Origin of the sequence: Arthrobacter globiformis (genome assembly GCF_003261175.1) — a bacterium.
In the GTDB taxonomy this organism is placed as follows: Bacteria; Actinomycetota; Actinomycetes; order Actinomycetales; family Micrococcaceae; genus Arthrobacter; species Arthrobacter globiformis_A.
In genome coordinates this window covers 331745-357423 of the sequence record NZ_QLNP01000098.1, presented here as the reverse complement: position 1 = coordinate 357423, position 25679 = coordinate 331745, and the positions used below count along the sequence as shown (strand labels likewise).

The window sequence follows — 25679 nt, the reverse complement described above, 5'->3', positions numbered from 1 at the left end:
CGGGACTCAGGCGTCCGAGAGGTGCGCGATGGTGGCGGCGGCGCGCCGCTGCGCCTGAAGGGGAACGTCCCGGACGATGTCGGCGAGGAAGGAGTAGCGGCGCAGCCACTGGCTGCCGCGGCGTTCCGGCCGGGCGTTGGCGCGCTTCCACCAGTCGGCGATGTCGCCCCAGCCCGGCGCCGCGAGGGACCCGCCCACCTCCTGGACTGCCAGCGCGGCGCAGAGGTTGGCGAACCGCAGCCGGTCGCTGAGGGGCCACCCTGCCAGGCTGCCGACGATGAATGCGGCCCCAAAGCAGTCCCCGGCACCGGTGGGATCATAGGCGGCCACCGGCAGGGAGGGCACCCACTCCTCCTCGCCGGTTTCCGAATCCACGGCCACGGCCCCCTGCGCCCCCAGGGTCACCACCGCCACCGGCACCCGGTCCGCCAGGGAGTACAGCGCCGCCCAGGCATCGTCCTTGCCGGTGAAGGCCATGGCCTCGCGCTGGTTGGGCATGAAGGCGTGGAAGTACTGCAGGTTCGCCAGCCGGGCATGGGCCCACTCGCCCGTGGGGTCCCAGCCGACGTCGCCGAACAGCTTCACTCCCTCCTTGTGCGCCGCGAGCGCCCACGGCTCCAGTTCATGGCCGAGGTCCGCCACGGCTGCCAGCGCGCGGGGCGGATCCCCGATCAGCTCGGAGGAGGTCACCGGCGCCGGGTGCCCGTGCGTGACCATCGAGCGGTCGTGGTCCACGCTGAGGGATACGGTCACCGGCGAGTGCCAGCCAGGGATCCGGCGGGACAGGGACAGGTCCACGTGCTCCTGCCGGTCCAGGATTTTCCAGTTGTAGTCGCCGTAGCCGTCGTCGCCGAAGGCGGCCGCCAGCCCGGTCCGCAAGCCAAGGCGCGCGGCCGCGATGGCCTGGTTGGCCACGCCGCCGGGGCAGCTGCCCATTCCTTCGCTCCAGATTTCCGTTCCGGGCTCGGGCGCGTGCGGCAGGCCGGTGAAGATGATGTCCTGGAAAACGGTCCCGGCAAGCAGCAGGTCGAACTCGCCGACCGCCTGGGTACGGACGGCCGAGAGCGGGTCGAAACGGCGTGCTGGATTCGCCTCCATGTTCGGCACATTACGCCGTGTACCTTGGCGTTGAAACCCCGCGATGTGGGGGTTGGGAAGGGACGGCGTGGCTGCGTCGCCGCAGTTCAGGCCATGTTGTCGGCTGAGCCGCATAGACTCCTGCCATGCGGCTCATGATCGCCGGCGGCGGCGGATTCCGGGTTCCCCTCGTTTACCGTGCCCTGTGTTCCGGGCCTTATTCGGGCCTGGTCAGCGAGGTGGTCCTGTTCGACGTCGACGGCGGCCGGCTGGCCGCCATCGAGGCTGTGCTTCGGTCCATGTCTTCGGAGGTGAGCGGCGCTCCGGACGGAGGTTCCGCCGTCGGGCGTTCCTGGCGTCCGCCCGCGGTCACGTCCACGACGTCCCTCCCCGGAGCCCTCGACGGGACGGACATGGTGTTCGCCGCCATCCGCCCGGGCGGAACGGCCGGGCGTGTCGCCGACGAACGGGTCGCCCAGAATCTCGGGCTGCTGGGCCAGGAAACCACCGGGGCGGGCGGCATCTCCTACGCGCTGCGGTCCATCCCTGCCATGCTGGAGCTGGCCGGCAGCATGCGGACGCACTGCCCGGACGCCTGGCTGATCAATTTCACCAACCCGGCCGGGATGGTCACCCAGGCGCTGGTTCCCGTACTGGGCCGGAAGGTGATCGGTATCTGCGATTCCGCCAGTGCGCTGGTGCACCGTGCCGCCCGGGCGGCCGGGGTGCCGCTGCCGGCGGGAAGGCTCGACGGCGTGGGCTACTACGGGCTGAACCATCTCGGCTGGCTGTACCGGCTGGAGAGCGGCGGCCGGGATCTCCTCCCCGGCCTGCTGGCCGACGCGGATGCCCTCGCCGGCTTCGAGGAGGGCAGGCTGTTTCCGCAGCCGTTCCTGCGCGACCTGGGACTACTGCCGAACGAGTACCTGTTCTACTACTACGAGGCGGCGCGCGCGGCGGCGGGCATGCGGGCCATGGCCAGGACCCGCGGCGAGTCCATCCACGGCCAGCAGGCGGAGCTGTATCCGCGGCTTGCCACCGCCGGCGACGAAGCGTACGCCTTGTGGGAGGACGCGAGGCGGTCCCGCGAGGAGGGGTACCTGGCCGAGGCCAGAGCCGGCGGCGAGGCGCGGCACCCCGAGGACCTTGCCGGCGGCGGTTACGAGCAGGTGGCGCTGGCGGTGATGCGGGCGCTGGCCGGGGATGCCGGCGCAGACGGGGATGCCGGCGTAGACGGGCATGCCCGCGTAGACGGGGCGGGGGCTGGCGCCACGGAGCTGATCCTCAATACACCCAACTCTGCTGGACAGTCCCTTGCCTTGGCGGGCGGCGCCCGGGCCGCGATTCCCGGGCTGCCGGCGGACGCCGTCGTCGAAGTTCCCTGCACGGTCACAGCCGAGGGGGCGTTGCCCATTCCGCAGGCTCGGCCCGCCGCACCGCAACTCGGCCTTCTGCAGCAGGTTAAGAAGGTGGAGCTGCTTACTGTGCGTGCGGCCACTGCTGGCGACCGCGATGCAGCGCTGGAAGCCTTCGCCGAACATCCGCTGGTCGGCTCGGCGGCGCTGGCCAACGCGCTGCTCACCGGCTACGAAGGCGCGTTTCCGGATTTGCCCCGGTTGTGGCGCCGCTGAACGTGCCCCAGCCGTGCGGCGTTGAGGGACGGGACCGGTTTTGGCAGGATCGTGCTACATCCGCTGACCGCCCCGGTTGGCGTGTGGTACACCACGTCCGGGGCACTTGAACCGCCACCGTTGCCGGGACGGTTCAGGAGTAGTGTTTTATCCGATGCAGTTCCAGCAGTACGGAGAGGACGGAGGCTCATGTCTGCGATCAAGCGCGTGGCTCTCCTGTCGCTGCACACCTCCCCCATGGAACAGCCCGGTTCAGGGGACGCGGGCGGCATGAACGTCTACATCCGCGGCCTCGCCTCCGCCCTGGCCGAAACCGGCATCGAAGTGGAAATCTTCACCCGCTCCACCGCCGCCGGGCAGCCCGCCGTCGAACATCCCGACCCCGGCGTCTGCGTCCACAACGTCCTCGCCGGACCGCCCCGCAAGCTCCCCAAAGAAGAACTCCCCGAACTGCTGCACAGCATGGTCGCCGAAATCGAACGCGTCCGCGCCCAGCAGCCCCATGGCCGCTACGACCTCATCCACTCCCATTATTGGGTTTCCGGAGTCGCCGGCCTCGAGCTCTCCGGCCTGTGGAACGTCCCGCTCGTGCACACCATGCACACCATGGCCAAAGTCAAGAACCTCCTCCTGAACTCCGGCGAACAACCCGAACCCCGCCGCCGCGAAGACGGCGAACACCGCATCGTCGACGGCGCCACCCGCCTGATCGCCAACACCAGCGCCGAAGCCGCGGAACTCGTCTCCCACTATGGCGCCGACTTCGACCACATCGACATCGCACCCCCCGGCGTCGACCTCTCCGTCTTCACCCCCGCGTTCCGGACCCGGTCCCGGACCGAACACGGCATCGCACCCGGCACCTTCCACCTGCTCTTCGCCGGCCGCATCCAGCGGCTGAAAGGCCCGCAGATCCTGCTCAAGGCCGCCGCCCTGCTCCGCCAGCGCCGCCCCGACGTCGACCTCAAACTCACCATCCTTGGCGCGCTCAGCGGCGCCAAGGATTTCAACCTCAAAACCCTCATCAGCGCCGCCGGACTGGACGACGCCGTCACCCACCACCCGCCGGTCGGCGCACCGGAACTGGCCTCCTGGTACCGCTCGGCCGACGTCGTCGTTATGCCCTCCTACAGCGAATCCTTCGGCCTCGTGGCGCTGGAAGCCCAGGCCTGCGGCACCCCCGTGGTTGCCACCCGCGTCGGCGGACTCGCCCGCGCGGTCAGCCACGGCCGCACCGGGCTTTTGGTGGACGGCCACCGGGCATCAGACTGGGCCGACGCCCTCGAAGCCCTCCACGACGACCCCGCCACCCGCCAGCACATGGGCACCGCCGCCGCCATCCACGCGGCAAACTCCGGCTGGCAACGCACCGCCGCCATCACCCTCGACAGCTACCACGCCGCCGTCGACGAATATGCCTCCAGCCACCCCCTGGCCGCCGTCTACGGGTCTCGGCTCACCGGCTAAACACCTTCGGAAAGGACGACGATGTCTGACAACACTCCCCTGAGCGATACCGGCCAGAGCAAGACTCCCCTGAGCGACCTGGACATTGCCCGCAGGGCAGTGCTCCGGCCGATCGAGGAGATCGCCGCGGCCGCCGGCATCGATGCCGGGGCCGTGGAGCTCTACGGCCGCTTCAAAGCCAAGATCGACCCCGCGAAGCTGTCTGCCCCGGCGCCCGCCGGCAAAGTGGTCCTGGTTTCCGCGATGTCGCCAACACCCGCCGGAGAAGGAAAATCGACCACGACGGTGGGGCTCGCGGATTCGCTCGCGCGGGCGGGCCACAAGGTGATGGTCGCGCTGCGTGAGCCCTCGCTCGGGCCGATCCTCGGCATGAAGGGCGGGGCCACCGGCGGCGGGCTCTCCCAGGTGCTGCCCATGGACGAGATCAATCTGCACTTCACCGGCGACTTCCATGCCGTCACGTCCGCCAACAATGCCCTCATGGCCCTCGTGGACAACCACATCTACCAAGGCAACGAACTGAACATCGACCCGCGCCGGATGACTTTCAAGCGGGTCCTGGACATGAACGACCGTTCCCTGCGCGAGGTGGTCATTGGCCTCGGCGGGCCTTCACAGGGTGTCCCCCGCCAGGACGGCTTCGACATCACCGTCGCATCCGAAATCATGGCGGTCTTTTGCCTCGCCACCGACGTGGCCGATCTCCGGGACCGGCTGGGCCGCATCACCTTCGGCTACACCTATGACCGGACGCCGGTCACCGTGGCGGACCTGGGCGTGCAGGGCGCGCTGACCCTGCTGCTGAAGGATGCGATCAAGCCGAACCTCGTCCAGACCATCGCGGGCACTCCCGCACTGGTCCATGGCGGGCCGTTCGCGAACATTGCCCATGGCTGCAACTCGCTGATCGCCACGCAGACCGCCCGCCGGCTTGCCGACATCGTAGTGACGGAGGCGGGGTTCGGGGCTGACCTCGGCGCGGAAAAGTTCATGGACATCAAGGCGCGGATCGCTGATGTGGCGCCGGCCGCCGTCGTGGTGGTTGCGACCGTTCGCGCACTCAAGATGCAAGGCGGGGTGCGCAAGGACCGGCTGAAGGAGCCGAATGTCGAGGCCCTGGCCGCGGGCGTGGTGAACCTGCGCCGGCATGTCCGGAATGTGGAGCGGTTCGGCGTGACGCCGGTGGTGGCGATCAACAAGTTCCCCGCGGATAGCCTGGAGGAGCTCAACTGGCTGCTCGGGTGGTGCGCGGGCGAGGGCATCCAGGCCGCGGTGGCTGACATCTGGGGAAAGGGCGGGGGCGGCGACGGCGGCGATGAACTGGCTGCCAAGGTCGCCGCCGCGGTGAACGGGCCGTCGTCGTTCCGGCATCTCTACCCGCTGGACATGTCCGTGGAGGACAAGATCCGCACCATCGTCCAGGAAATCTACGGCGCCGATGGTGTGGACTTTTCGGTACCTGCCCTGCGCCGCCTGGCGGACATCGAGAAGAACGGCTGGTCCGGGCTGCCGGTCTGCATGGCAAAGACGCAGTACTCGTTCACGGACGACGCCTCGCGGCTGGGAGCACCCAAGGGCTTCACCATCCACGTCCGCGACCTCATCCCCAAGACCGGTGCCGGCTTCATCGTGGCCCTGACCGGAGCGGTGATGACCATGCCGGGCCTTCCGGCCGTTCCGGCGGCCATGCGCATGGACGTGGACCGCGACGGCAACCCGATCGGCCTGTTCTAGGACGCCCTCTCACTACCTACCGGTTTTCCCGGGACCCTCTCTCACTACCTACCTGTTTGCCGGCGGCCCTCTCTCACTACCTACCGGTTTTCTTGGCACCCTCTCTCACTACCTACCTGTTTGCCCGCGACCCTCTCTCACTACCTACCGGTTTTCCCGGCACCCTCTCTCGCCACCTACCCCCTGTGGATAACTTCTGCGGCACCTCCTCAATATGGGTCACAATGCCTGCATGGAAACGCGCGCCGGCTTACCTCCCCGTTTGGCATCAGCTCCGTTCACCTTCGATTTGGCCCGAACCGAAGGCATTCCCGCGTCGCGGCTGCGACGTCGGGACGTGATCCATGTGGGGCGCGGACTCTACCGCCCGTGGGACTGGAACTTTGACCTGGAGGCGGCGGCGCGGGCGCTGTCTGAAGTTTCGCCTAGTGCCTGGATCTCGCATGTCACTGCCGCGCGTCTTCGATGCCAGGTGCTGCCATCATGGTTGGCGGACTCTACGGAACTACATTTGAGCAAGCCAAAAAGACTGCCCTCGGCTCGTCGCAAGGGGGTGTTTGGCCATACGCTGCTGGCCGAAGAAGACGAGATTGAAACGGTTGATGGCATCCGAATCAGTACCCGTTCAAGGACATGGCTGGATTTGGCGCGAAGGCTGCCGCTTAGGGACTTGGTGTGCTTGGGTGACCAGATAATCCGTATCCCTCGAATGGATTTGAGGGCCGGACACAGCCCTTCGATACCCCAGCCGGGCTGCGTTCCCTCGTTCTGCGGCACCCCAATCTGCAGGGCGTTGTCCGCGCCAGGGAAGCCCTGGACCTGATGCGGGTGGGCGCAGACTCGGCGCCGGAATCAATGCTGCGCTTGGCGATGGTGGACTCCGGACTCCCTGAACCCGAACTCCAAATCACGCTAAGAAGCGGCGACCCCTTCTCGCCGTCGGCCGATCTCGGATACCGCGCCCAGCGGCTGGCCATTCAATACGACGGCGGCCATCACCTAGTCGAGGCTCAGATCTTCAGCGACAAACGGCGAGACAAGGCCTTCGAAGCTGCAGGATGGACCGTCCTCACCGTAAGAAAGGATGACCTCGACGAGGGTTTTCGTGGAACAGTCATCCGTATCAAACAAGCAAGGCGAAGGGCCCAGTTGGATCACCCTTATGCTTCGGGCTTTGCGGACGCTGGTGAGTGAGCGTGGCCGTGACAGCTGCCGAAAGTGATAGAGGATCGCACCGCACGTTGCAGAAAGTGATAGAGCGTCCGGCGCGGGAGCCGTGCGACTAACAGGCAGCTACCCGTCCACCTTGGCAGCGGCCTCGGCCGCATGCCCGGCGTCTCGCTCGGCGAGCGACGCTGCTGGACCCTTCGATTCGGACCGGTTCAGAGAACGGCCTCCGCGCCGGAGCGAAATGAAGACGACGCCGACGGTGAGCGCCACAAGCGCGGCAACGAACATAGCCGTCGGCAAGTCCTCGGCCAGGAGGCGCGGAATGCCACGACCGGGCACAGAGACGGCGAAGCCGAACGCCACAGCGATGCCGATGTAGCTGCCGATCATGTTTCCCCTATGCGCCGGGATGTTCCGGCGCACCGCGCTGATCAGCCCAAGGGTGACCGTCACGATCGTGAACGCCGAGAGTCCGTGAAGCCAGCTGAAATGCCCGTCGGTGACGATCCAGAAGCTACTGAAGCAGACGTAGTACATTGCCGCGACCCACAGGTGTCCCATGGTCCGGTGGATGCGGTCCCGGTGGCGCCGGAGGATCTGCACCGGGCCAATGGCAAGGACAAAAAGGGCGGCAATGACGTGGCTGGCAAGCAGTACATTCCAAGGCTCCATGCGAATAGGATAGAGCCACTATCCAGAGGGTGTAAATCAAGATAGCCAGCGGCCCGGCAGCTATCCAAGAGGCTGCCATCCGCCGAGGAAGGAGCGGGCATGCAGCTGAAGGAGCTCAGCGAGCGGACGGGAGTCTCCCCTGCCAGCATCAAGTTCTACCTCCGCGAGGGCCTGTTGCCCGCGGGCCGCTCCGTCCACTCCACCCGGGCGGAGTATTCAGAGCATCACGTGAGCCGGCTGGAACTGATCCAGTCGCTGCGGCGCGTGGTCGGGTTGAATATCGCCCAGATCGGATCCCTGCTCAGGATGGCCGACGGCGGCACACCCCGCCTTGATCTGTTGGCCGCGGTCCAGCGCACAGTGCTGGGCCTCGACGACGTGAGCACGGAGCACGGCGACCTGCGCACACCGGCGGGCGACGCCGTCGTACGCTTCCGGAACTGGCCGGATGTACCGAGCGACGCCAGAAACTCCCTCAATGCCCACTTGGCCCTAATGGAAAGTCTCGGCGTGCCGGTGACCGATGACCTGCTCAACGCGTACAGCCAGGCGGTGGACACGATTGCCGCAGCGAATATTTCTGCCACAACCGCGCCAGATGACGTCAATCAGCTGATCATGACAGCAGCCGTCGGCATGCATCTGCATGGCCAGCTCGTCCTGAAGCTGCTGGCACTCGCGCATACGAGCCACGCCATTCGGCGCTACGAAACGCACGCTTAAGCGGCGATGCTCCCCCACCCGAAGGTGAGAGAGCATCGCGGGAAAACCTGCAGGACCTGAGGACGCGTCCGGGGAAAACCTGCAGGAAGTGATAGAGCGTCCGGGAGTGTTTAGCGGTCGAGGTCGCCGCGGATGAAGGCCTCGACCTTTTCGCGGGCAAGGTCGTCGTTGAACTGCTCCGGCGGGGACTTCATGAAGTAGCTCGACGCCGAGACCAGCGGACCGCCGACGCCCCGGTCCAGGCCGATCTTCGCCGCACGGATCGCATCGATGATCACACCCGCGGAGTTCGGCGAGTCCCAGACCTCCAGCTTGTACTCCAAAGACACCGGCGCGTCACCGAAGTTCCGGCCCTCCAGGCGGACAAACGCCCACTTGCGGTCATCGAGCCACTGCACGTAATCGGACGGGCCAATGTGGACGTCCTTCGCCGCCAGCTCGGCCTCAACATTGGAGGTCACGGCCTGGGTCTTGGAGATCTTCTTCGATTCCAGCCGGTCCCGCTCCAGCATGTTCTTGAAGTCCATGTTGCCGCCCACGTTCAGCTGGTACGTGCGGTCCAGCGTCACACCGCGGTCCTCGAACAGCTTCGCCATCACACGGTGCGTGATGGTGGCACCGATCTGGCTCTTGATGTCATCGCCCACGATCGGCACACCCGCTGCGGTGAACTTATCAGCCCACTCCTTGGTGCCGGCGATGAACACCGGCAGCGCGTTGACGAACGCCACACCCGCGTCGATCGCGGCCTGCGCATAGAACTCCGCGGCCTCCTGGGACCCGACCGGCAGGTAGCAGACCATGACATCGGCCTGGGCGTCCTTCAGGGCCTGGACGACGTCGACCGGCTCCTCGGTGGACTGCTCGATGGTCTCCAGGTAATACCGGCCCAGACCATCCAGGGTGGGCCCGCGCTGCACCGTCACACCGCTCGGCGGGACCTCGGCGAGCTTGATCGTGTTGTTCTCGCTGGCCAGGATCGCATCGGCCAGGTCATGACCGACCTTCTTGCCGTCAACATCAAACGCGGCCACGAACTGCACATCGTTGACGTGGTACTTGCCGAACTCCACGTGCATCAGACCCGGAATCGTGGCCTGGGGGTCGGCATCCCGGTAGTAATGGACACCCTGGACCAGCGAAGCGGCACAGTTACCCACGCCGACGATAGCTACACGAATCGGATTTGAAGACACGGAACTCCTTTGAGAACAAACTTCAAGTGCCCTGCGCGTCCGTACGTTGTTGTACAACGGCGTCTGACGGGCACCGCGCCACGCGGCGCGCTTATCAGTGTAACCAAACGCCGCCGGGACCCGCTTTGTTCCCGCCGGCCCCGGCCGCTTGGTTACGCCGCTTTTTGTCGTGCCGGTTCAGACCCTCTGCGCCCAGAGGTTGATGTCGGATTCGACGGCGAACTCGTCGATCGCGGTCAGCTCGTCGCTGCTGAACTCAAGGTTGTTGATGGCGGCCAAGGTGTCCTCGAGCTGCCGGACGCTGGACGCCCCGACGAGAGCGGAGGTTACCGGGGAGCCCTTGGGCTGGTCGCGCAGGATCCAGGCGATGGCCATCTGCGCCAGCGATTGTCCGCGGCCGGCAGCGATGGCGTTGAGCCCGCGCACCCGGTCCAGTTTGTCCTCCGTCAACGAGGATTCGGACAGGAACCTGGCCTTGGCGGCGCGGGAGTCAGCCGGGACGCCGTCGAGGTAGCGGTCGGTCAGCATGCCCTGGGCCAGAGGGGAGAACGCGATGGAGCCGGCGCCCACCTGCTCCAGCGCCTCGTACAGGTTGGGCGAGCCGTTCTCGGTCCAGCGGTTCAGCATGGAGTAGCTGGGCTGGTGGATGAGCAGCGGGGTACCGAGCTCCTTCAGGATGCGCGCAGCCTCGAGCGTCTGCTCCGGGGTGTAGGACGAGATGCCCGCGTACAACGCTTTGCCGGAGCGCACGGCGTAGTCCAGCGCGCCCATGGTCTCTTCCAGCGGCGTCTCCGGGTCCGGACGGTGGCTGTAGAAGATGTCCACGTAGTCCAGGCCCATCCGCTGCAGCGACTGGTCCAGGCTGGAGATCAGGTACTTCCGGGAGCCCCATTCGCCGTACGGCCCGGGCCACATGAAGTAACCGGCCTTGGTGGAGATGACCAGCTCGTCGCGGTAAGGCTTGAAGTCGTCCTGCAGATGCCGGCCGAAGTTGGTCTCCGCGGAGCCGTCCGGGGGGCCGTAGTTGTTGGCGAGGTCGAAGTGGTTGACGCCGAGGTCGAAGGCGCGGCGCAGGATGGCGCGCTGTTCGTCGAAGCGCTTGTCGTCACCGAAGTTGTGCCACAGGCCCAGCGAGATGGCTGGCAGTTTCAGGCCGCTGCGTCCAACGCGGCGGTACGGCATGGTGTCATAGCGGGTGTCCGAGGCCACATAAGTCATACGTTCCATCCTGCCAGCCCCACCAGGGCTGCGGGGCTGGCGTCCACCATCCGGTCACCGGCGGTGGACGCCGCCCCAGCAAATTCACTCAGTCACTGACGACGGCGGCGCTCAGCGGGCCGAGTTCCGCGCGCTCACCCTCCAGCCGGACGGAGTCGTCGGTGGCCAACAGCAGGGCCGTCCCCGCACCTTCCAGACTTACCGGCTGCTCCGAGAAGTTGAGCAGCACCTGCACGCCGCCGCGCCGGAACCGGAGCCAGCGGGCGTCGTCGTCGAACTCCACCTGCGTGTCCTCAAAGCCCAGCTTGGTGAGGTCCGGCGTTGAGCGGCGCAGCGCGGTGAGCGAACGGTACAACTCCAGCAGCCGGCCGTGGTCGCCGTGGGCGGCCTCCGCCCAGTCCAGCTTGGACCGGCGGAAAGTCTCGGGATCCTGGGGATCGGGCACGACGGCGGGATCCCACCCCATGCGCTCGAACTCCTTGATCCGGCCTTCCGCGGTGGCCTTGCCGAGGTCCGGCTCCGGGTGGGAGGTGAAGAACTGCCACGGCGTGCTGGCCCCGTACTCCTCGCCCATGAACAGCATGGGCGTGAAGGGCCCGGTCAGAGTCAGCACCGCGGCGAGCGCCAGGCTCCCGTACGGCAGCGTCTGCGAAAGCCGGTCCCCGGTGGCGCGGTTGCCGATCTGGTCGTGGTTCTGCGAGCAGACCACCAGGGCGGCCGGATGGACGGCGCTGAAATTGATCGGCCTGCCGTGGTGGCGTTCCCGGAAGCTGGAGTAGCTGCCGTCGTGGAAGAAACCGTCCCGGAGCACTTTCGCGAGGGCTCCGAGCGAGTCGAAGTCGCTGTAGTAGCCGGTGGTTTCGCCGGTGACGTTGACGTGGACGGCGTGGTGGAAGTCGTCGCTCCACTGCCCCTCCAGCCCGTAGCCGTTGACGTCGCGCGGATACAGCAGCCGTGGGTTGTTGAGGTCGGATTCGGCAATGAGCGTCAGCGGCCGTCCCACCTCGGCGGAGATCTGATCAGCCAGCGCCCCGAAGTCCTCGAGGATGTGGACCGCGCGCTCGTCCTTCAGGGCGTGGACTGCGTCGAGCCGCAGGCCGTCCACGCGGTAGTCGCGAAGCCACATGGCCAAGTTGTCCAGGATGAAGCGGCGCACATGGTCGGAGCCGGGCCCGTCCAGGTTCACGGAGTCGCCCCACGTGTTGCCCTCGCCCTGCTTGAGGTAGGGCCCGAAACGCGGGAGGTAGTTCCCGCTGGGGCCGAGGTGGTTGTAGACCACGTCCTGGATCACACCAAGGCCTGCCGAGTGGGCAGCGTCGACGAACCGTTGGTACGCTTCCGGTCCGCCGTACGCCTCGTGGACGGCAAACCACTGCACGCCGTCGTAGCCCCAGTTGTGCGTGCCGTTGAACGCGTTCACGGGCAGCAGTTCGATGAAGTCCACGCCCAGGCCGGCCAGGTAGTCCAGCTTGCCGGCGGCCGCATCCAGCGTCCCTTCGGGCGTGAATGTTCCGAGGTGCAGCTCGTAGATGACCGCCCCCTGCAGTTCCCTACCCTGCCAGCCGTCCTCCTGCCAGGTGTGCGCGGCGGGGTCGAAGGTGCGGGACAGGGCGTGGACGCCGTCGGGCTGGCGGCGGGTCCTGGGGTCAGGCAGCGGTGTTTCGTCGCCGTCCAGAAGGTACCCGTAGTCGACGTCGCCGTCAGCGGGTGCGCCGGCGGCGGTCCACCAGCCCTCGTTCTCGGGTCGGGTGCCGGGCCGGCGCTGCATGGCGTAGCGCTCCCCGCCGGCCAGCAGCGTCACGGATCCGGCATCAGGGGCCCAGACGTCGAAGCGTTCCGGGCCCTGCACGGGCTTCGCGGCTTCGCGGGGGTATGTTGCCTGGCCTGTCTGCCTCATCACTCTTCTCCCGTCTGCGTCACATCTGTATGGGGCACCAGCAGCGCAACGGGGTAGGTCCCGAAGATCTCAGCGATCTTCACGGTCCCAGGTCCGAAGCCCGTGCCGGTCAGTTCGTCCTTCATGGCGGTCTCAAGTTCGACGGCGGTGTCCCGCCAGCCGCCGTCACGTTCCAGTCCGTAGGGCAGCCGGGTTGCGAGGGTCACCACACCCGGCGCTCCCGGGGTGCCGCGGTGGAACGCGAGCAGGTGCCCGGCAGCCGGGCCGTTGGCCTGGACCGGGCGGTAGCCGGTGAACAGCTCGGGCCGGTCCCGGCGCAGACGCAGCGCCCGCGAGGTCACCAACAGCTTGGTCCGCTCATCAGTAAATGACGGGGGCAAGTCGCCGGCATCAAGCTGCTCCAGCGCTGCACGCCGGTCATCGAAGCTGAACGGGCGCCGGTTGTCCGGGTCCGTCAGCGACCGGTCCCAGAACTCCGTGCCCCGGTACACGTCCGGGACACCGGGCATGGTGAGCTGCACAAGCTTGGCGGAGAGGGAATTCGAGGCGCCGTGCGGCTCCAGGAGTTCCACCAGCGACTCGACTTCAGCCCGGACCGCAGGGTTGTCGAACGCGGCGTCGACGGCGGCGGCCAGCTTCTCCTCGAAGGATGGATCGGGATCGGTCCAGTTGGTCGAGTTTCCGGCTTCGCGGGCGGCCTTCAGCGCGTAGTACTGCAGGCGCTCCCGGCTGGCGGGCCAGGCGCCGGCGATGGCCTGCCACAGCAGCGCGGACAGCGGGCCGTCCGGCAGTGGGGCCAGGTCGCGCAACCGGTTCAGGGCCTTCTCCCATTCACCGGCAACCTCGGAGATGACCGAGATCCGCGCCCGGGTGTCCTCGCTGCGTTTGGTGTCGTGCGTGCTGAGCGTGGTCATGGACAGCGGCAGCTCGGCCTGCCGGCGGGCCATCCTCGCGTGGAACTCGTCGGGCTCCACGGCGAACTCGGTGGGGTCGGCGCCCACTTCCGTGAGGGTGCCCAGACGGTTGTAGCGGAAGAACGCGGTGTCCTCCACGCCCTTGGCCATGACCATTCCCGAGGTCTGCTGGAAGCGCCTGGCAAGTTCCAGGTCGGTGTCCAGCAGCAGCGGCTGCAGAACCTGGACGGCCTGGTCGAGGTCCGGCCGCCTGCGCGCAGCAAGCTCGCACGCTTCCTTGAGGACTTCCGCACCCTCCGGCAGGTACGTGCGGTAGACCGGGAAGGCGGCGATGATTTCGGCGATCGCGTCGGCCGTGGCGTCGGCGGACAGTCCGGCGTCGCCCGGAACCAGCCGGGCCAGACGCAGGATCTCGGAGTGGAGGATGCCGTCGGTGATCCGGCGCTTGGTTCCCCGGATCATGTCCTCGTAGTCGGCAGGCTCGCCGCCGCGCAGCGAGGCGTCCAGCCGGTCCAGAGCTTCCTGGCCGCGAGGGTCCACGAGAACCCGGTCGACGTCGGCGAGGGCGTCGTAGCCGGTGGTGCCCTCGCATTCGAAGCTGGTGGGCAGCTGCTCCCCCGGCTCGAGGATCTTTTCGACCAGCAGGTAGGCGCCGCCGGTGGCTTCCCGGAGCCGCTTCAGGTACCCCTCGGGGTCGGCGAGGCCGTCCGGGTGGTCGATCCGCAGACCGTCCGCGAGCCCCTCACGGAACCAGCGCACCACCTCCTGGTGTGCCTCGTCGAAGACAGCGGGGATCTCCACGCGGACACCGGCGAGCGTGTTCACTGCGAAGAAGCGGCGGTAGTTCAGCTCGTTGTCCGCGCGCCGCCAGCCCATCAGTTCGTAGTGCTGCCGGGCGTGGACGTCGCGCGGGGAGTCGCCTTCGGTGTAGCTGCCGTCGGCCAGCGGGAAGCGGTGGTCGTAGTACCGGAGCTCCCCGTCCTTGATTTCGAGCTGGTCCAGGTCATCGTCGCTGCCGAGGATCGGGAGCCGGATACGTCCCCCGCCAAGGTCCCAGTCGACGTCGAACGCTTCCGCGTACCGGGACTGGCGCCCCTCCTTGAGCAGCGACCACCACCAGGGGTTCTGCACCGGTGTGGCGACGCCAACGTGGTTGGGCACGATGTCGATCAGCACGCCCATACCGGCGGCGCGGGCCGCCTTGGAAACGGCGGCCAGGCCCTCCGGGCCGCCCCGTTCGGGGTCGACGGCGGAGGGGTCCGTGACGTCGTACCCGTGGTCGGAGCCCTGCTCGGCGGTCAGGACCGGAGAGAGGTAGACCCAGTCGACCCCAAGCGAGTGCAGGTACGGCACGGTTTCGGCGGCGTCGAACAGTGTGAAGCCCTGCCTGATCTGCAGCCGGTACGTGGAGACTGGCGTTCTCATGCGTCCTCCCCTTCGGGCTTGACCGCCTTCAAGTGGTTATTCCGCCGCCCGGCAGGCTTTTGCGCCGGCTGCTCCTGCGTGGCCTTCGCAGGCTCCACGGCAGGTTCAGCAGCAGGCTCCGCGGCCGGTTCAGGCGCGGACTCTGTAGCCTGATCAGCCGGCTGCTTCGTCTTGGCCGGATCCGGGACCGCGGGCGCGGTGAGCGCTGCCGTCTCAGCGGTGGCTGTCTGCGTCAGTGCTGCCAGCGAGGCCGCCACGGAGTGGTCGGGTTCCTCTTCAGGCGCACTGTGGGCGCGGAGTACCACGAGGGACTTGGCGGCGACGGACAGCAGGCTGCCCGCGTTGGCCGGCTTGGAGTCGGCGCCTTCACCCGCGGTGTCGATGATGACGTCCCAGGCCGGTGCGTATTCGTCCGGCGGCAGCGTGAATTCAACGTCGCCGTCGTGGGCGTTGAAGTACAGCAGGAAGTTCACGTCCGTGATCCGGCGGCCGCGGTCATCGTGGCCCTGGATGCCGTCGCCGTTGAGGAACATGCCCACCGACCGGCCGAAGCCGCTGTCCCAGTCCTCCGGGGACATGACGTTACCGTCGGGGTCGAGCCATACGATGTCCGGCAGCCGCTCGCCCTCGCCTCGCCGGACGGGCCGGCCGTCGAAGAAGCGGCTGCGCCGGAAGGTGGGGTGCTTGGCGCGCAGCGAGTTGACGGCCGCGGTGAATTCGATGAGCGGCTGGTCCACACTGTCCCAGTTGACCCAGGTCAGCTCGGAGTCCTGGCAGTACCCGTTGTTGTTGCCCTGCTGGGTACGGCCCATCTCGTCGCCGTGCAGGATCATGGGCACGCCCTGCGAGAGGAGCATGGTGGCGATGAAGTTGCGCTGTTGCCGCGCCCTCAGCGCCAGGACCTTGGGATCGTCCGACGGGCCCTCCACTCCACAGTTCCAGGAGCGGTTGTGCGACTCGCCGTCCTTGTTGTCCTCGCCGTTGGCGTCGTTGTGCTTCTCGTTGTAAGACACCAGGTCACGCAGCGTGAAGCCGTCGTGCGCGGTGACGAAGTTGATGGACGCCACCGGGCGGCGGCCGGAGTGCTCGTAGAGATCCGCCGAGCCGGTGATGCGCGAGGCAAACTCGCCGAGGGTGGCCGGTTCGCCGCGCCAGAAGTCGCGCACGGTGTCGCGGTACTTGCCGTTCCACTCCGTCCACTGTGGCGGGAAGTTGCCCACCTGGTACCCGCCGGGCCCGACGTCCCACGGCTCGGCGATGAGCTTGACCTGGGACACCACGGGATCCTGCTGGATGAGTTCGAAGAACGTGGAGAGCCGGTCAACGTCGTAAAATTCACGGGCCAGAGCGGCGGCGAGGTCAAAGCGGAACCCGTCAACGTGCATCTCGGTAACCCAGTACCGCAGCGAGTCCATGAGCAGCTGCAGGGAGTGCGGCTGGCGGACGTTCAGCGTGTTGCCGGTGCCCGTGTAGTCCATGTAGTACTGCTTATCATCCTCCACCAGGCGGTAGTAGGCCTCGTTGTCGATGCCCTTGAAGCTCAGCGTGGGCCCAAGGTGGTTGCCTTCGGCGGTGTGGTTGTAGACCACGTCGAGGATGACCTCGATGCCTGCCCGGTGCAGCGAACGGACCATTGCCTTGAAGTCCTGGACCTGCTGGCCGGTGTCCCCGGTGGAGCTGTAGGTGTTCTGGGGCGCGAAGAAGCCGATGGTGTTGTAGCCCCAGTAGTTACTCAGGCCCTTCTCCTGCAGCGTGCCGTCGTTGACGAACTGGTGCACGGGCATGAGCTCGATCGCGGTAACGCCCAGCTTCTGCAGGTGGGAAATCACGGCCGGGTGTGCCACGCCAGCGTAAGTGCCGCGCTGCTCCTCGGGAATCTCCGGGTGCAGCTCGGTGAGCCCCCGGACGTGCGCCTCGTAGATGACCGACTTGTGGTACGGGATGCGCAGGTTCTGGTCGTTGTCCCAGTCGAAGAACGGGTTGATGACCACGCCCATCATCATGTGCGGCGCGGAGTCCGCGTCGTTCTTGGATGAGGGGTCGCCCATGTTGTACGAGAACAGGGCGGGATCCCAGTCGATCTGGCCAGCGACTGCCTTGGCGTAGGGGTCAAGAAGCAGCTTGTTGGCGTTGAAGCGCTGGCCATTGTCCGGGTCGTAAGGACCGTGGACGCGGTAGCCGTACTTCTGCCCGGGCTGGATCTGCGGCAGGTAGCAGTGCCACACATAGCCGTCGACTTCGCGGAGGGTGACGCGGGTTTCGGTCCCCTCGTCGTCGAAGAGGCAGAGTTCCACCTTTTCCGCGTGCTCGCTGAACAATGCGAAGTTGGTTCCGGTGCCGTCAAACGTGGCTCCCAGCGGGTAAGCCGATCCGGGCCAGATTTCCATTCGTGCTCCTATACCTCGTCCAACACTGCGTCCGGCAGGTCTTCACGCACCACCTGCACGGAACTTGGTCTTACCGTAGCCGGTGGGTATGACTATTACGTGACCCACCGTTAATTACTAAGCGTGCTGACTTTACCCCATATTTCAGGTAGCGCGTCGCCAATCCGCCCCGCCGTCAGCGGGCCGCCGGCTGCAGCCGACGCTCCGGCCAGGCCGTGCAGGCTCGCCCCCATGGCGGCAATGGCCGCCCAGCGTTCGTCCGGATCGATGCCCATCCCCCGGAAGCGTCCGACGTCGGACCCCACCTGGGCGAGCAGCGCACCAATGATTCCGGCCAGCACATCACCGCTTCCGGCGGTGGCCAGCCAGGGCGTTCCTTCGGACTGGCTGTAGAAATCCTGGTACGGCGACGCCACCAGCGTGCTGGCGCCCTTCAGGAGCACGGTGGCCTCGGTCAGGCCGGCGGCGCGGCGCACGGAAGCGAGGGTGGAGGCCTCGACGGCCTCGCGGTCCAGGTCGGCGCCGAGGCGCTGCAGCAGGGTGGCCAGCTCCCCGGCGTGCGGCGTCAGCACCACCTGCGGTGCCAGCACGTCGGGCAGCACGGGCAGGGCGCCGGCGTCGGCCACGGTGGGCAGGCCGGAGTCGACGGCGTCGCGGACGCGCTGCATCTCTTCCTCGTCCTTGCCGTCCATCCCGGAGCCGACCAGCCACGCCTGGACGTGCGTTTCTGCCACGGTGCCTGTACTGCAGACCACCTCGGGGCAGCTGTGGCGGATGAGGTCCGCGACCTCCGGCGGCCCGACGTAGCGGACCATCCCGACGCCCGCGGCAAGCGCCCCGCGGCAGGCGAGCACGGCGGCGCCGGGGTAGGCCGGGGATCCGGCCACCACCCCGAGGACACCGCGCGAATACTTGTGGGCCCGCCTTGCCGGGCGAGGAAGCAGGACGGCCAGGTCGGCGGCTTCCAGGCGGCGCAGGGCGGGCCACGGGAGCGAATCCTCGATCCCGATCCGGACCACTTCCACCCGGCCGGCAAAGTCCGCTCCTGGGTCCGCCAGCAGCCCTGCCTTGGCCCCGCCGAACGCGACGGTGAGGTCCGCGGGCAGCACGGGTCCAGCGGCCTCTCCCGTGTCCGCATCCACGCCGCTGGGCACGTCGCACGCCACCACGAGGCCGCGTGCGCCGGCGGCAAGCTGCGACACTAGCTCCGCCGTAGCTCCCCGGAGTCCGCCCTGGGCGCCGGTTCCGAACAGCGCGTCAATCACGACGTCGGCCCTGCCGGCCAGCGCTGCGAGCTCGCCGGCGTTCGTGTCAGTGAGCGTCAGCACCCGCCCGCCGGCGCGCCGAAAGGCCGCCAGGCCGTCCGGATGCGCAGTGGCGGAGGCGAGCACCGCCGTCGTCCGCATTCCCCGTCCGGCAAGGTGCGCGGCGGCGAAGAGGCCGTCCCCGCCGTTGTTGCCCTTGCCGGCCAGGACAACAACGCTGGAGCCGTACAGGCGGCGTCCGCGGCTGCGCAGCTCCGCGATGGCGGCGCCGGCCATCCCGCGGGCCGCCCGCTGCATGAGAACAGCGCCCATACCTGAATCCAGCAGGGGCTTTTCGGCCTCCCTGATCTGGGTTCCGGTATAGGCGCTGATCATCTTGGTCAGTCGGTCCGGGGGTCAGCCCTCGGCCAGGACGGTGGCCGTGGCGATGCCGCCGTCGTGGCTCATGGACAGGTGCCACCGTTTGACGCCCTTGGCTTCGGCCACGGCGAGCACCGTTCCCTTGACCTGGACAGTGGGCCCGTTCTGGTCCAGCCCGATCCAGCAGTCCTGCCAGTTCATGCCGGCGGGCGCGCCAAGGACCTTGGCCACGGCCTCCTTGGCGGCGAAGCGCGCCGCCAGGGAGCGGGTGTTCAGTTCCCGTTCGGCAGGCACGAACAGCCGGTCCCGGAGTCCGGGGGTGCGCTCCAACTGCCGTCCGAAGCGCTCGATGTCCACTACGTCTACGCCGATGCCAACAATCATGGGCTTACTCTACTGTGACGCTCTTGGCCAGGTTGCGCGGCTGGTCCACGTCGTAGCCCTTGGCTGCGGCGAGTTCGCACGCGAAGATCTGCAGCGGGACGGTGGTCAGCAGCGGCATCAGCAGCGTCGGGGTTTCCGGGACGTAGAAAACGTGCTCGGCGTAGTCGCGGACCGCTTCGTCGCCTTCCTCGGCGATCACCAGGGTGCGGGCACCGCGGGCGCGGATCTCCTGGATGTTGGAGACCACCTTGGAGTGCAGCGAATCGCGGCCGCGCGGGGACGGGACCACCACGAACACCGGCTGGCCCTCGTCGATCAGGGCGATCGGGCCGTGCTTGAGTTCACCGGCGGCGAAGCCCTCGGCGTGGATGTACGCGATTTCCTTCAGCTTCAGCGCGCCCTCGAGCGCTACCGGGTAGCCCACGTGGCGGCCCAGGAACAGCACGGACTTCTCGTCCTTCATGCTGCGGGCCAGCTCGCGCAGTTCCTCGGCGGAGTCGAGGATCTTCTGGATCTTCGCCGGGATCTTGCCCAGGTCAGCCAGCACGTCCTTGACCTGCCCGGAGAAGATGTTCCCGCGCAGCTGCGCCAGGTAAAGGCCCAGCAGGTACGCCGCGGTGATCTGGGCCAGGAACGCCTTGGTGGAAGCCACCGCGATCTCCGGACCGGCGTGCGTGTACAGCACGGCGTCGGACTCACGCGGAATCGTGGACCCGTTGGTGTTGCAGATGGACACCGTCTTGGCGCCCTGCTCACGGGCGTAGCGGACGGCCATCAGCGTGTCCATCGTCTCGCCGGACTGGCTGATGGAGACCACCAGGGTGTTCTCAGTGACGATCGGGTCGCGGTAACGGAACTCGTGCGCGAGCTCCACCTCGGTGGGGATCCGGCACCAGTTCTCGATCGCGTACTTGGCCACCAGGCCCGCGTACGCGGCCGTGCCGCAGGCCAGCACGATGATCTTGTCGACCTTCTTCAGCAGCTGCGGATCAATGCGCAGCTCATCCAGGGTCAGCCGGCCGTTCAGGTCCGAGCGCCCCAGCAGCGTCTGGGCCACGGCGTCGGGCTGGTCATGGATTTCCTTCTCCATGAACGAGGCGAAGCCGCCCTTCTCAGCAGAGGCCGGGTCCCAGTCAACGTGGTACTCCTTGCCCTCCGCCGGGGCGCCGAAGAAGTCGGTGATCTCCACCGTGTCAGCGGTGATCGTCACGATCTGGTCCTGGCCCAGCTCCACCGCACGGCGCGTGTAGTCAATGAACCCGGACACATCCGAACCCAGGAAGTTCTCGCCCTCGCCCAGGCCCACCACAAGCGGGGAGTTCCGGCGCGCAGCCACGACCACGTCGGGCTGGTCAGCGTGCACGGCAAGGAGCGTGAACGCGCCCTCAAGCCGCTGGCAGGCCAGCTCCATCGCCCGGGTCAGGCCGCCGTCGGAGACGTCCCCGCCCAGCTTGTTCCGGAAAATGTCGCCCAGCAGCGCCGCGGCCACCTCAGTGTCAGTCTCCGACGCGAAGACAACACCCTTGGCCAGCAGCTCCTGCTTCAGCTCCGCAAAATTTTCAATGATGCCGTTGTGGATCACCGCAAGCTTCCCGCCATCAGACAGATGCGGGTGCGCGTTCTGATCCGTCGGGCCACCATGCGTGGCCCACCGCGTGTGCCCGATGCCGGTCAGCGACTCCGGCAGCGGCCGCTCCTCCAGCTCAGCCAGCAGGTTGCTCAGCTTCCCGGACTTCTTCCGCGAGGAAATCTCCCCGTCAGCCACCACAGCGACACCGGCCGAGTCATAGCCCCGGTACTCCAGACGGCGAAGCCCCTCAAGAACAACATCCAACGCGCCGTGCCCGGCATCAGCCCGACCCGACGAACGGCCTACATAACCCACGATTCCACACATGGGTATAAGCCTAACCGGCTTTGCGGGTAACCAACGTCGGATGACATCTCAGGGAACGCTCCGGCAAAACGACGTTCTGGCCCTGCCCACACCGTCTCAATGGCCCCGGAAGGCCCTTCATCAGGGACTTTACGGCAGGCCGCATTTCGCTCTCGGCGCCGGGCGGGGCAGAATCTCTAGGGTGACTTTGCAACGCAACGAAGCGAACGGAGAGGGTGTTTCCCCGTTCGTGGAGCTGGACCGGCAGACCTGGTCCCGGCTTTCGGCCCAGATGGAGCAGCCCCTTAATGAAGAGGACGTGCTGCGCCTCCGCGGCCTCGGTGACCCCTTGGACATCAGCGAGGTCCGTGAGGTCTACCTCCCGCTGTCCCGGCTGTTGCATCTGTACGTGGAAGCCGCCGGGCAGCTGCATGCGGCCACCACCACGTTCCTCGGCGAGAAGACCGAGCGCACCCCGTTCGTTATCGGCGTCGCCGGATCCGTTGCTGTGGGCAAGTCCACCATCGCGCGTGTCCTCCGCGAGATGCTGCGGCGGTGGCCGGGCACGCCGAACGTCGAGCTCATTACCACTGACGGCTTCCTTTATCCGCTGGCCGAACTCAAGCGCCGGCAGCTGCTCGACCGCAAAGGTTTCCCGGAGTCCTATGACCGCCGGTCGCTGCTGCGCTTCGTGAGCGAAATCAAGGGCGGCGCCGAGGAAGTGCGGGCACCCTGGTACTCGCACGTCACCTATGACATCGTCCCCGGCAAGGAAGTGGTGGTCCGGCGTCCGGACGTCCTCATTGTCGAGGGCCTGAACGTGCTGGCACCCGCCCGTCCCCGGCACGACGGCCGCCAGGGGCTGGCGCTGAGTGACTTCTTCGACTTCTCCATCTATGTGGACGCCAAGACGTCGTACATCGAGGAATGGTACGTGGACCGGTTCCGGAAACTACGTTCCACCGCCTTCGCGCAGCCGGAGTCGTACTTCCACCGTTACGCGACGCTTTCCGACTCCGAGGCCGAAGAGACGGCCCGCGACATCTGGAAGCGCATCAACGAACCGAACCTTGAAGAGAATGTGCTGCCCACCCGTGGGCGGGCCCAGCTGGTGCTCACCAAGGAAGCGGACCATTCCGTCCGCCGGATGCTGTTGAGAAAGGTCTAGCACGCATGTGCTACAACTGCTCTTCCGAGCCCTCCGCCGAGGCCCGGCCCGCCGTCGCCCGACCCGGGGATCGGCCCAGCCGCCGCGCGGTGGCACGGCTGCTGATGGCGGGTGCCGGCCTGTCTGCCCTGGCGGCCTGCACCCCTGGCCCTGCGCCGGAGGCATCGGGAACCACTTCGGAGGCTTCGGGCACGGCGTCCCCGGCCGCTTCCGGTGCGGCCTCTCCGGTCCCGTCGGGGTCCGGATCCGCCTCCAGCGGCTCCCCTGCAACGACCAGCGGCGCGGCCTCCCCCGCTGCCCCCGCGTCCGCTGCGTCGCCGGCCAGCTCATCCGCCTCGTCGCCGTCCACAACCGCACCAACCACGACGGCGGCGGCAGCCCCGCCGTCGGCCGCGTCCCGCCTGCCCAAGCAGTACTCGCTCACCGCGCCCAGCAGCCCCTGGGTGATCGTCAACAAGCACCGCCCGCTCAAGCCGGCCAACTACGTTCCGGCCGATCTGGTCCAGCCACGCGTGGCCCTCGCCGTCACCGGGGAGGCAGCCCAGCTGAACCGTACGACGGCGGCTGCCGCAGAACGGATGTTCGCCGCCGCGGCGGCGGCCGGCGTCACCATGACGCTGGCGAGCGGCTACCGCTCCTATGCGACGCAGACCGTCACTTACAACGGCTGGGTAAGCTCCCAGGGACGGGCCGCGGCGGACACCGCCTCTGCGCGCCCGGGCTTTTCCGAACACCAAACGGGCTGGTCGTTCGACATCGGCGACGGCGGCGGCGCCTGCAGCTTCCAGCCGTGCTTCGCCGAGCAACCGGCCGCCGCCTGGGCCAAGGCCAACGCGCACCGCTTCGGCTTCGTGGTGCGCTACCCGTTTATGCAGCACACCACCACCGGGTACTTCTACGAATCGTGGCACCTGCGGTACGTCGGTGTGGAGGCGGCCACGGACATGCGCAAACGCGGCATCGCCACCCTGGAGCAGTATTTCGGCTTGGACGCTGCCCCCGGCTACCGCTGACGCCATCGCACCGCCACCTGCGCTTCATGGGCCGGTAAGCGTCCCGTCAAGCCGGTGCGGTAATTTGGTTGGCATGCTTACTGGATTTAAGAAGTTCATTCTCAAGGGAAACGTCATCGACCTGGCGGTGGCGGTGGTCATCGGATCGGCGTTCAGCGCCGTGGTGGATGCGCTGGTCAAGAGCGTGCTGATGCCGCTGATCTCAATGCTGGTTGGTGAGCCGAACTTTGACGAATTCCTGGCGTTCGGCGATGTGCGGTTCGGCGTGCTGCTCACCGCGGTGGTCAACTTCCTGCTGGTTGCCTCCGCGCTCTACTTCGTCATCGTCGCCCCGATGAACCGGCTGATCGAGCACCGCAACCGCAAGCTGGGAATCGGGCAGGACGCCAAGAAGGAAGCTGCCGAGGATCCGCAGATCGCCCTGCTGAAGGAGATCCGCGACGCGCTGCAGACCCAGAACCAGGCCGCGAAGTAGCGCCGACGCCGAAGCGCAACAAGAAAAGCAGCCCGCCTCCGTTACGGAGGCGGGCTGCTTTTTCCCTTTGGGGCGCTTTACGGGGCGAGTCGAAACCTAGTCGCCGACGAGTTCGAGGGCCAGCTGGGTCTTCACAACCTGGGCGAGGCGCTCGGCGATGACCTGGGCGGTCTGCTGATCGCCTGCCTCCACCATGACGCGCACCACGGGCTCGGTGCCGGAGGGGCGCAGGAGCACCCGGCCGGCGTCGCCCAGCTCGGCTTCGGCCGCCGCCACGGCTGCAGCCAGGGTTGCGTCACCGCTGACCCGGGTCCGGTCCACGTCCTTCACGTTGATGAGGACCTGGGGCAGTTTGGTCATGACCGTCGCGAGTTCCTTGAGCGAGCGGCCGGTCAGGGCCACCTGCGCGGCCAACTGCAGGCCGGTCAGCACGCCGTCGCCCGTGGTGGCGTAGTCAGCGAGGATCACGTGCCCGGACTGTTCGCCGCCCAGGTTGTAGCCGCCGTCGCGCATTTCCTCCAGCACGTACCTGTCCCCCACGCCCGTTTCCCGGATGGCGATGCCGGCGTCGCGGAGGGCGATCTTGAGCCCGAGGTTGCTCATCACCGTGGCCACGAGGACGTCGTCCTTGAGCTTGCCGGCCTTCTTCAGCGCAACGGCGATGATGGCCATGATCTGGTCGCCGTCCACCTCGTTACCCTCGTGGTCCACGGCCAGGCAACGGTCGGCGTCGCCGTCGTGGGCGATGCCGAGGTCGGCGCCGTGCTCCACCACGGCCGCCTTGAGCGGGCCGAGGTGCGTGGAACCTACGCCTTCGTTGATGTTCAGGCCGTCCGGTTCGGCGCCAATCACAATCACGTCAGCACCGGCATCCTTGAACACCTGGGGGGAACAGCCGCTGGCGGCACCGTGCGCGCAGTCCAGGACCACTCTGATGCCATCGAGATTATGCGGGAGGGTTCCCAGGAGGTGGACGATGTACCGGTCCTCTGCGTCGGAGAACCTCTGGATGCGGCCCACCTCACCGCCCACGGGGCGGAAAGGCTCCTTGCCCATCTGGGCCTCAATGGCGTCCTCCACCTCGTCGGGGAGCTTCTGGCCGCCGCGGGCGAAGAACTTGATCCCGTTGTCGGGAGCCGGATTGTGCGAGGCGGAGATCATGACGCCGAAGTCGGCCTTCAGGTCTGCCACAAGGTAGGCGGCCGCGGGAGTGGGCAGGACACCGGCGTCGTAGACGTCGATGCCGGAGCTGGAAAGCCCGGCCTCAACGGCCGCGGCGATGAACTCGCCGCTTGCACGGGGGTCCCTCGCCACTACGGCTCGCGGGCGTGCACCTTCGCTGGTGCGTTCATGGCCAAGCACGACGGCGGCGGCCTGGGCCAGCTGCAATGCGAGCTCGGCTGTCAGCAGGCCATTCGCCAGGCCACGGACACCGTCTGTTCCAAATAATGTAGACATCGCGTCCAAGTTTAGACGATTGAGGTGCCCGCTCCTGCCTTGGACCCGGTCTGGACGGCGTCATCTGGCGGCGCCGGGGACGTTTTCCCTGCTCACCGGGGACCATGTTCCGTAACGGTGGTTAACGGCAGAAGCCCGCCCCGCAACGACTTAACGGCAGAAGCCCGCC

The 25679-nt window shown here is 67.3% G+C and carries 20 protein-coding genes; 8 read left to right on the top strand and 12 right to left on the bottom strand.

Translation table 11 applies throughout. The features are described from left to right. Positions 1–6: 6 nt before the first annotated feature. Positions 7–1098 (bottom strand): carbohydrate kinase family protein, encoded by a 1092-nt coding sequence (locus DBZ45_RS18265; protein ID WP_111905239.1) that lies wholly within the window; start codon positions 1096–1098, stop codon positions 7–9. A gap of 125 nt (positions 1099–1223) precedes the next feature. Between DBZ45_RS18265 and DBZ45_RS18260 the strand changes: the two genes are divergently transcribed. From DBZ45_RS18260 to DBZ45_RS23495, 4 genes are all read left to right on the top strand, one after another. Next, complete coding sequence (locus tag DBZ45_RS18260) at positions 1224–2708, top strand: family 4 glycosyl hydrolase (protein WP_111905238.1); 1485 nt, start codon at positions 1224–1226, stop codon at positions 2706–2708. Positions 2709–2897: 189 nt separating this feature from the next. Further along, a complete protein-coding gene (gene mshA / locus DBZ45_RS18255; protein WP_111905237.1) occupies positions 2898–4175 on the top strand; it encodes a D-inositol-3-phosphate glycosyltransferase in 1278 nt (425 codons plus the stop codon). A 21-nt stretch (positions 4176–4196) separates the two neighbouring features. Then, positions 4197–5909 (top strand): formate--tetrahydrofolate ligase, encoded by a 1713-nt coding sequence (locus tag DBZ45_RS18250; protein WP_111905236.1) that lies wholly within the window; start codon positions 4197–4199, stop codon positions 5907–5909. A gap of 822 nt (positions 5910–6731) precedes the next feature. Continuing rightward, entirely contained in the window at positions 6732–7103 is a 372-nt protein-coding gene (locus DBZ45_RS23495) for a DUF559 domain-containing protein (protein ID WP_317616968.1), read from the top strand. A 99-nt stretch (positions 7104–7202) separates the two neighbouring features. Here the strand turns inward: DBZ45_RS23495 and DBZ45_RS18240 are convergent, their stop codons facing one another. Next, complete coding sequence (locus DBZ45_RS18240; protein WP_223257146.1) at positions 7203–7751, bottom strand: DUF2306 domain-containing protein; 549 nt, start codon at positions 7749–7751, stop codon at positions 7203–7205. Positions 7752–7850: 99 nt separating this feature from the next. Between DBZ45_RS18240 and DBZ45_RS18235 the strand changes: the two genes are divergently transcribed. After that, positions 7851–8474 carry a MerR family transcriptional regulator gene (locus DBZ45_RS18235; RefSeq protein ID WP_111905235.1) on the top strand — a complete coding sequence of 208 codons (624 nt, stop codon included), beginning with the start codon at positions 7851–7853 and terminating at the stop codon, positions 8472–8474. A 110-nt stretch (positions 8475–8584) separates the two neighbouring features. Here DBZ45_RS18235 and DBZ45_RS18230 read toward each other — a convergent pair whose 3' ends face one another. The 8 genes from DBZ45_RS18230 to glmS all read right to left on the bottom strand — a co-directional run bounded on the left by DBZ45_RS18230 (position 8585) and on the right by glmS (position 21417). Beyond that, the gene (locus tag DBZ45_RS18230) at positions 8585–9670 is read right to left on the bottom strand and encodes an inositol-3-phosphate synthase (RefSeq protein WP_111905234.1); all 1086 of its coding nucleotides are present in this window, start codon (positions 9668–9670) and stop codon (positions 8585–8587) included. Between the two features lie 177 nt (positions 9671–9847). Continuing rightward, on the bottom strand, positions 9848–10888 hold the full coding sequence (gene mgrA, locus DBZ45_RS18225) for an L-glyceraldehyde 3-phosphate reductase (protein WP_111905233.1): 1041 nt from the start codon (positions 10886–10888) through the stop codon (positions 9848–9850). Positions 10889–10976: 88 nt separating this feature from the next. After that, on the bottom strand, positions 10977–12785 hold the full coding sequence (treZ, locus tag DBZ45_RS18220; protein WP_190243178.1) for a malto-oligosyltrehalose trehalohydrolase: 1809 nt from the start codon (positions 12783–12785) through the stop codon (positions 10977–10979). Continuing rightward, the gene (treY, locus tag DBZ45_RS18215; protein WP_111905232.1) at positions 12785–15124 is read right to left on the bottom strand and encodes a malto-oligosyltrehalose synthase; all 2340 of its coding nucleotides are present in this window, start codon (positions 15122–15124) and stop codon (positions 12785–12787) included. Before treY ends, treZ begins: the two co-directional genes overlap by 1 nt. Further along, positions 15121–17511, bottom strand: coding sequence for a glycogen debranching protein GlgX (gene glgX / locus DBZ45_RS18210; RefSeq protein WP_111905231.1), 2391 nt, complete (start codon positions 17509–17511; stop codon positions 15121–15123). The genes treY and glgX overlap by 4 nt, the downstream gene beginning before the upstream one ends. Positions 17512–17621: 110 nt before the next feature. Beyond that, positions 17622–19151 carry an NAD(P)H-hydrate epimerase gene (locus tag DBZ45_RS18205; RefSeq protein WP_111905230.1) on the bottom strand — a complete coding sequence of 510 codons (1530 nt, stop codon included), beginning with the start codon at positions 19149–19151 and terminating at the stop codon, positions 17622–17624. 21 nt (positions 19152–19172) lie between these two features. After that, complete coding sequence (locus DBZ45_RS18200) at positions 19173–19520, bottom strand: holo-ACP synthase (RefSeq protein ID WP_066277757.1); 348 nt, start codon at positions 19518–19520, stop codon at positions 19173–19175. 4 nt (positions 19521–19524) lie between these two features. Beyond that, positions 19525–21417 (bottom strand): glutamine--fructose-6-phosphate transaminase (isomerizing), encoded by a 1893-nt coding sequence (gene glmS / locus DBZ45_RS18195; RefSeq protein ID WP_111905229.1) that lies wholly within the window; start codon positions 21415–21417, stop codon positions 19525–19527. 181 nt (positions 21418–21598) lie between these two features. Here glmS and coaA point away from each other — a divergent pair, with 181 nt between their 5' ends. Beyond that, positions 21599–22564 (top strand): type I pantothenate kinase, encoded by a 966-nt coding sequence (coaA, locus tag DBZ45_RS18190; RefSeq protein ID WP_111905228.1) that lies wholly within the window; start codon positions 21599–21601, stop codon positions 22562–22564. 10 nt (positions 22565–22574) lie between these two features. Here the strand turns inward: coaA and DBZ45_RS23840 are convergent, their stop codons facing one another. Continuing rightward, complete coding sequence (locus DBZ45_RS23840; protein ID WP_146617538.1) at positions 22575–23018, bottom strand: hypothetical protein; 444 nt, start codon at positions 23016–23018, stop codon at positions 22575–22577. Here DBZ45_RS23840 and DBZ45_RS23835 point away from each other — a divergent pair. Further along, the gene (locus DBZ45_RS23835; protein WP_111905226.1) at positions 23008–23577 is read left to right on the top strand and encodes a M15 family metallopeptidase; all 570 of its coding nucleotides are present in this window, start codon (positions 23008–23010) and stop codon (positions 23575–23577) included. The two genes, DBZ45_RS23840 and DBZ45_RS23835, sit on opposite strands and share 11 nt — an antisense overlap. Before the next feature lie 73 nt (positions 23578–23650). Continuing rightward, the gene (gene mscL / locus DBZ45_RS18175) at positions 23651–24052 is read left to right on the top strand and encodes a large conductance mechanosensitive channel protein MscL (RefSeq protein ID WP_111905225.1); all 402 of its coding nucleotides are present in this window, start codon (positions 23651–23653) and stop codon (positions 24050–24052) included. Positions 24053–24148: 96 nt separating this feature from the next. On the opposite strand, the gene glmM is transcribed toward mscL, so the two are convergent. Next, on the bottom strand, positions 24149–25510 hold the full coding sequence (gene glmM / locus DBZ45_RS18170) for a phosphoglucosamine mutase (RefSeq protein ID WP_111905224.1): 1362 nt from the start codon (positions 25508–25510) through the stop codon (positions 24149–24151). Positions 25511–25679: the final 169 nt, after the last annotated feature.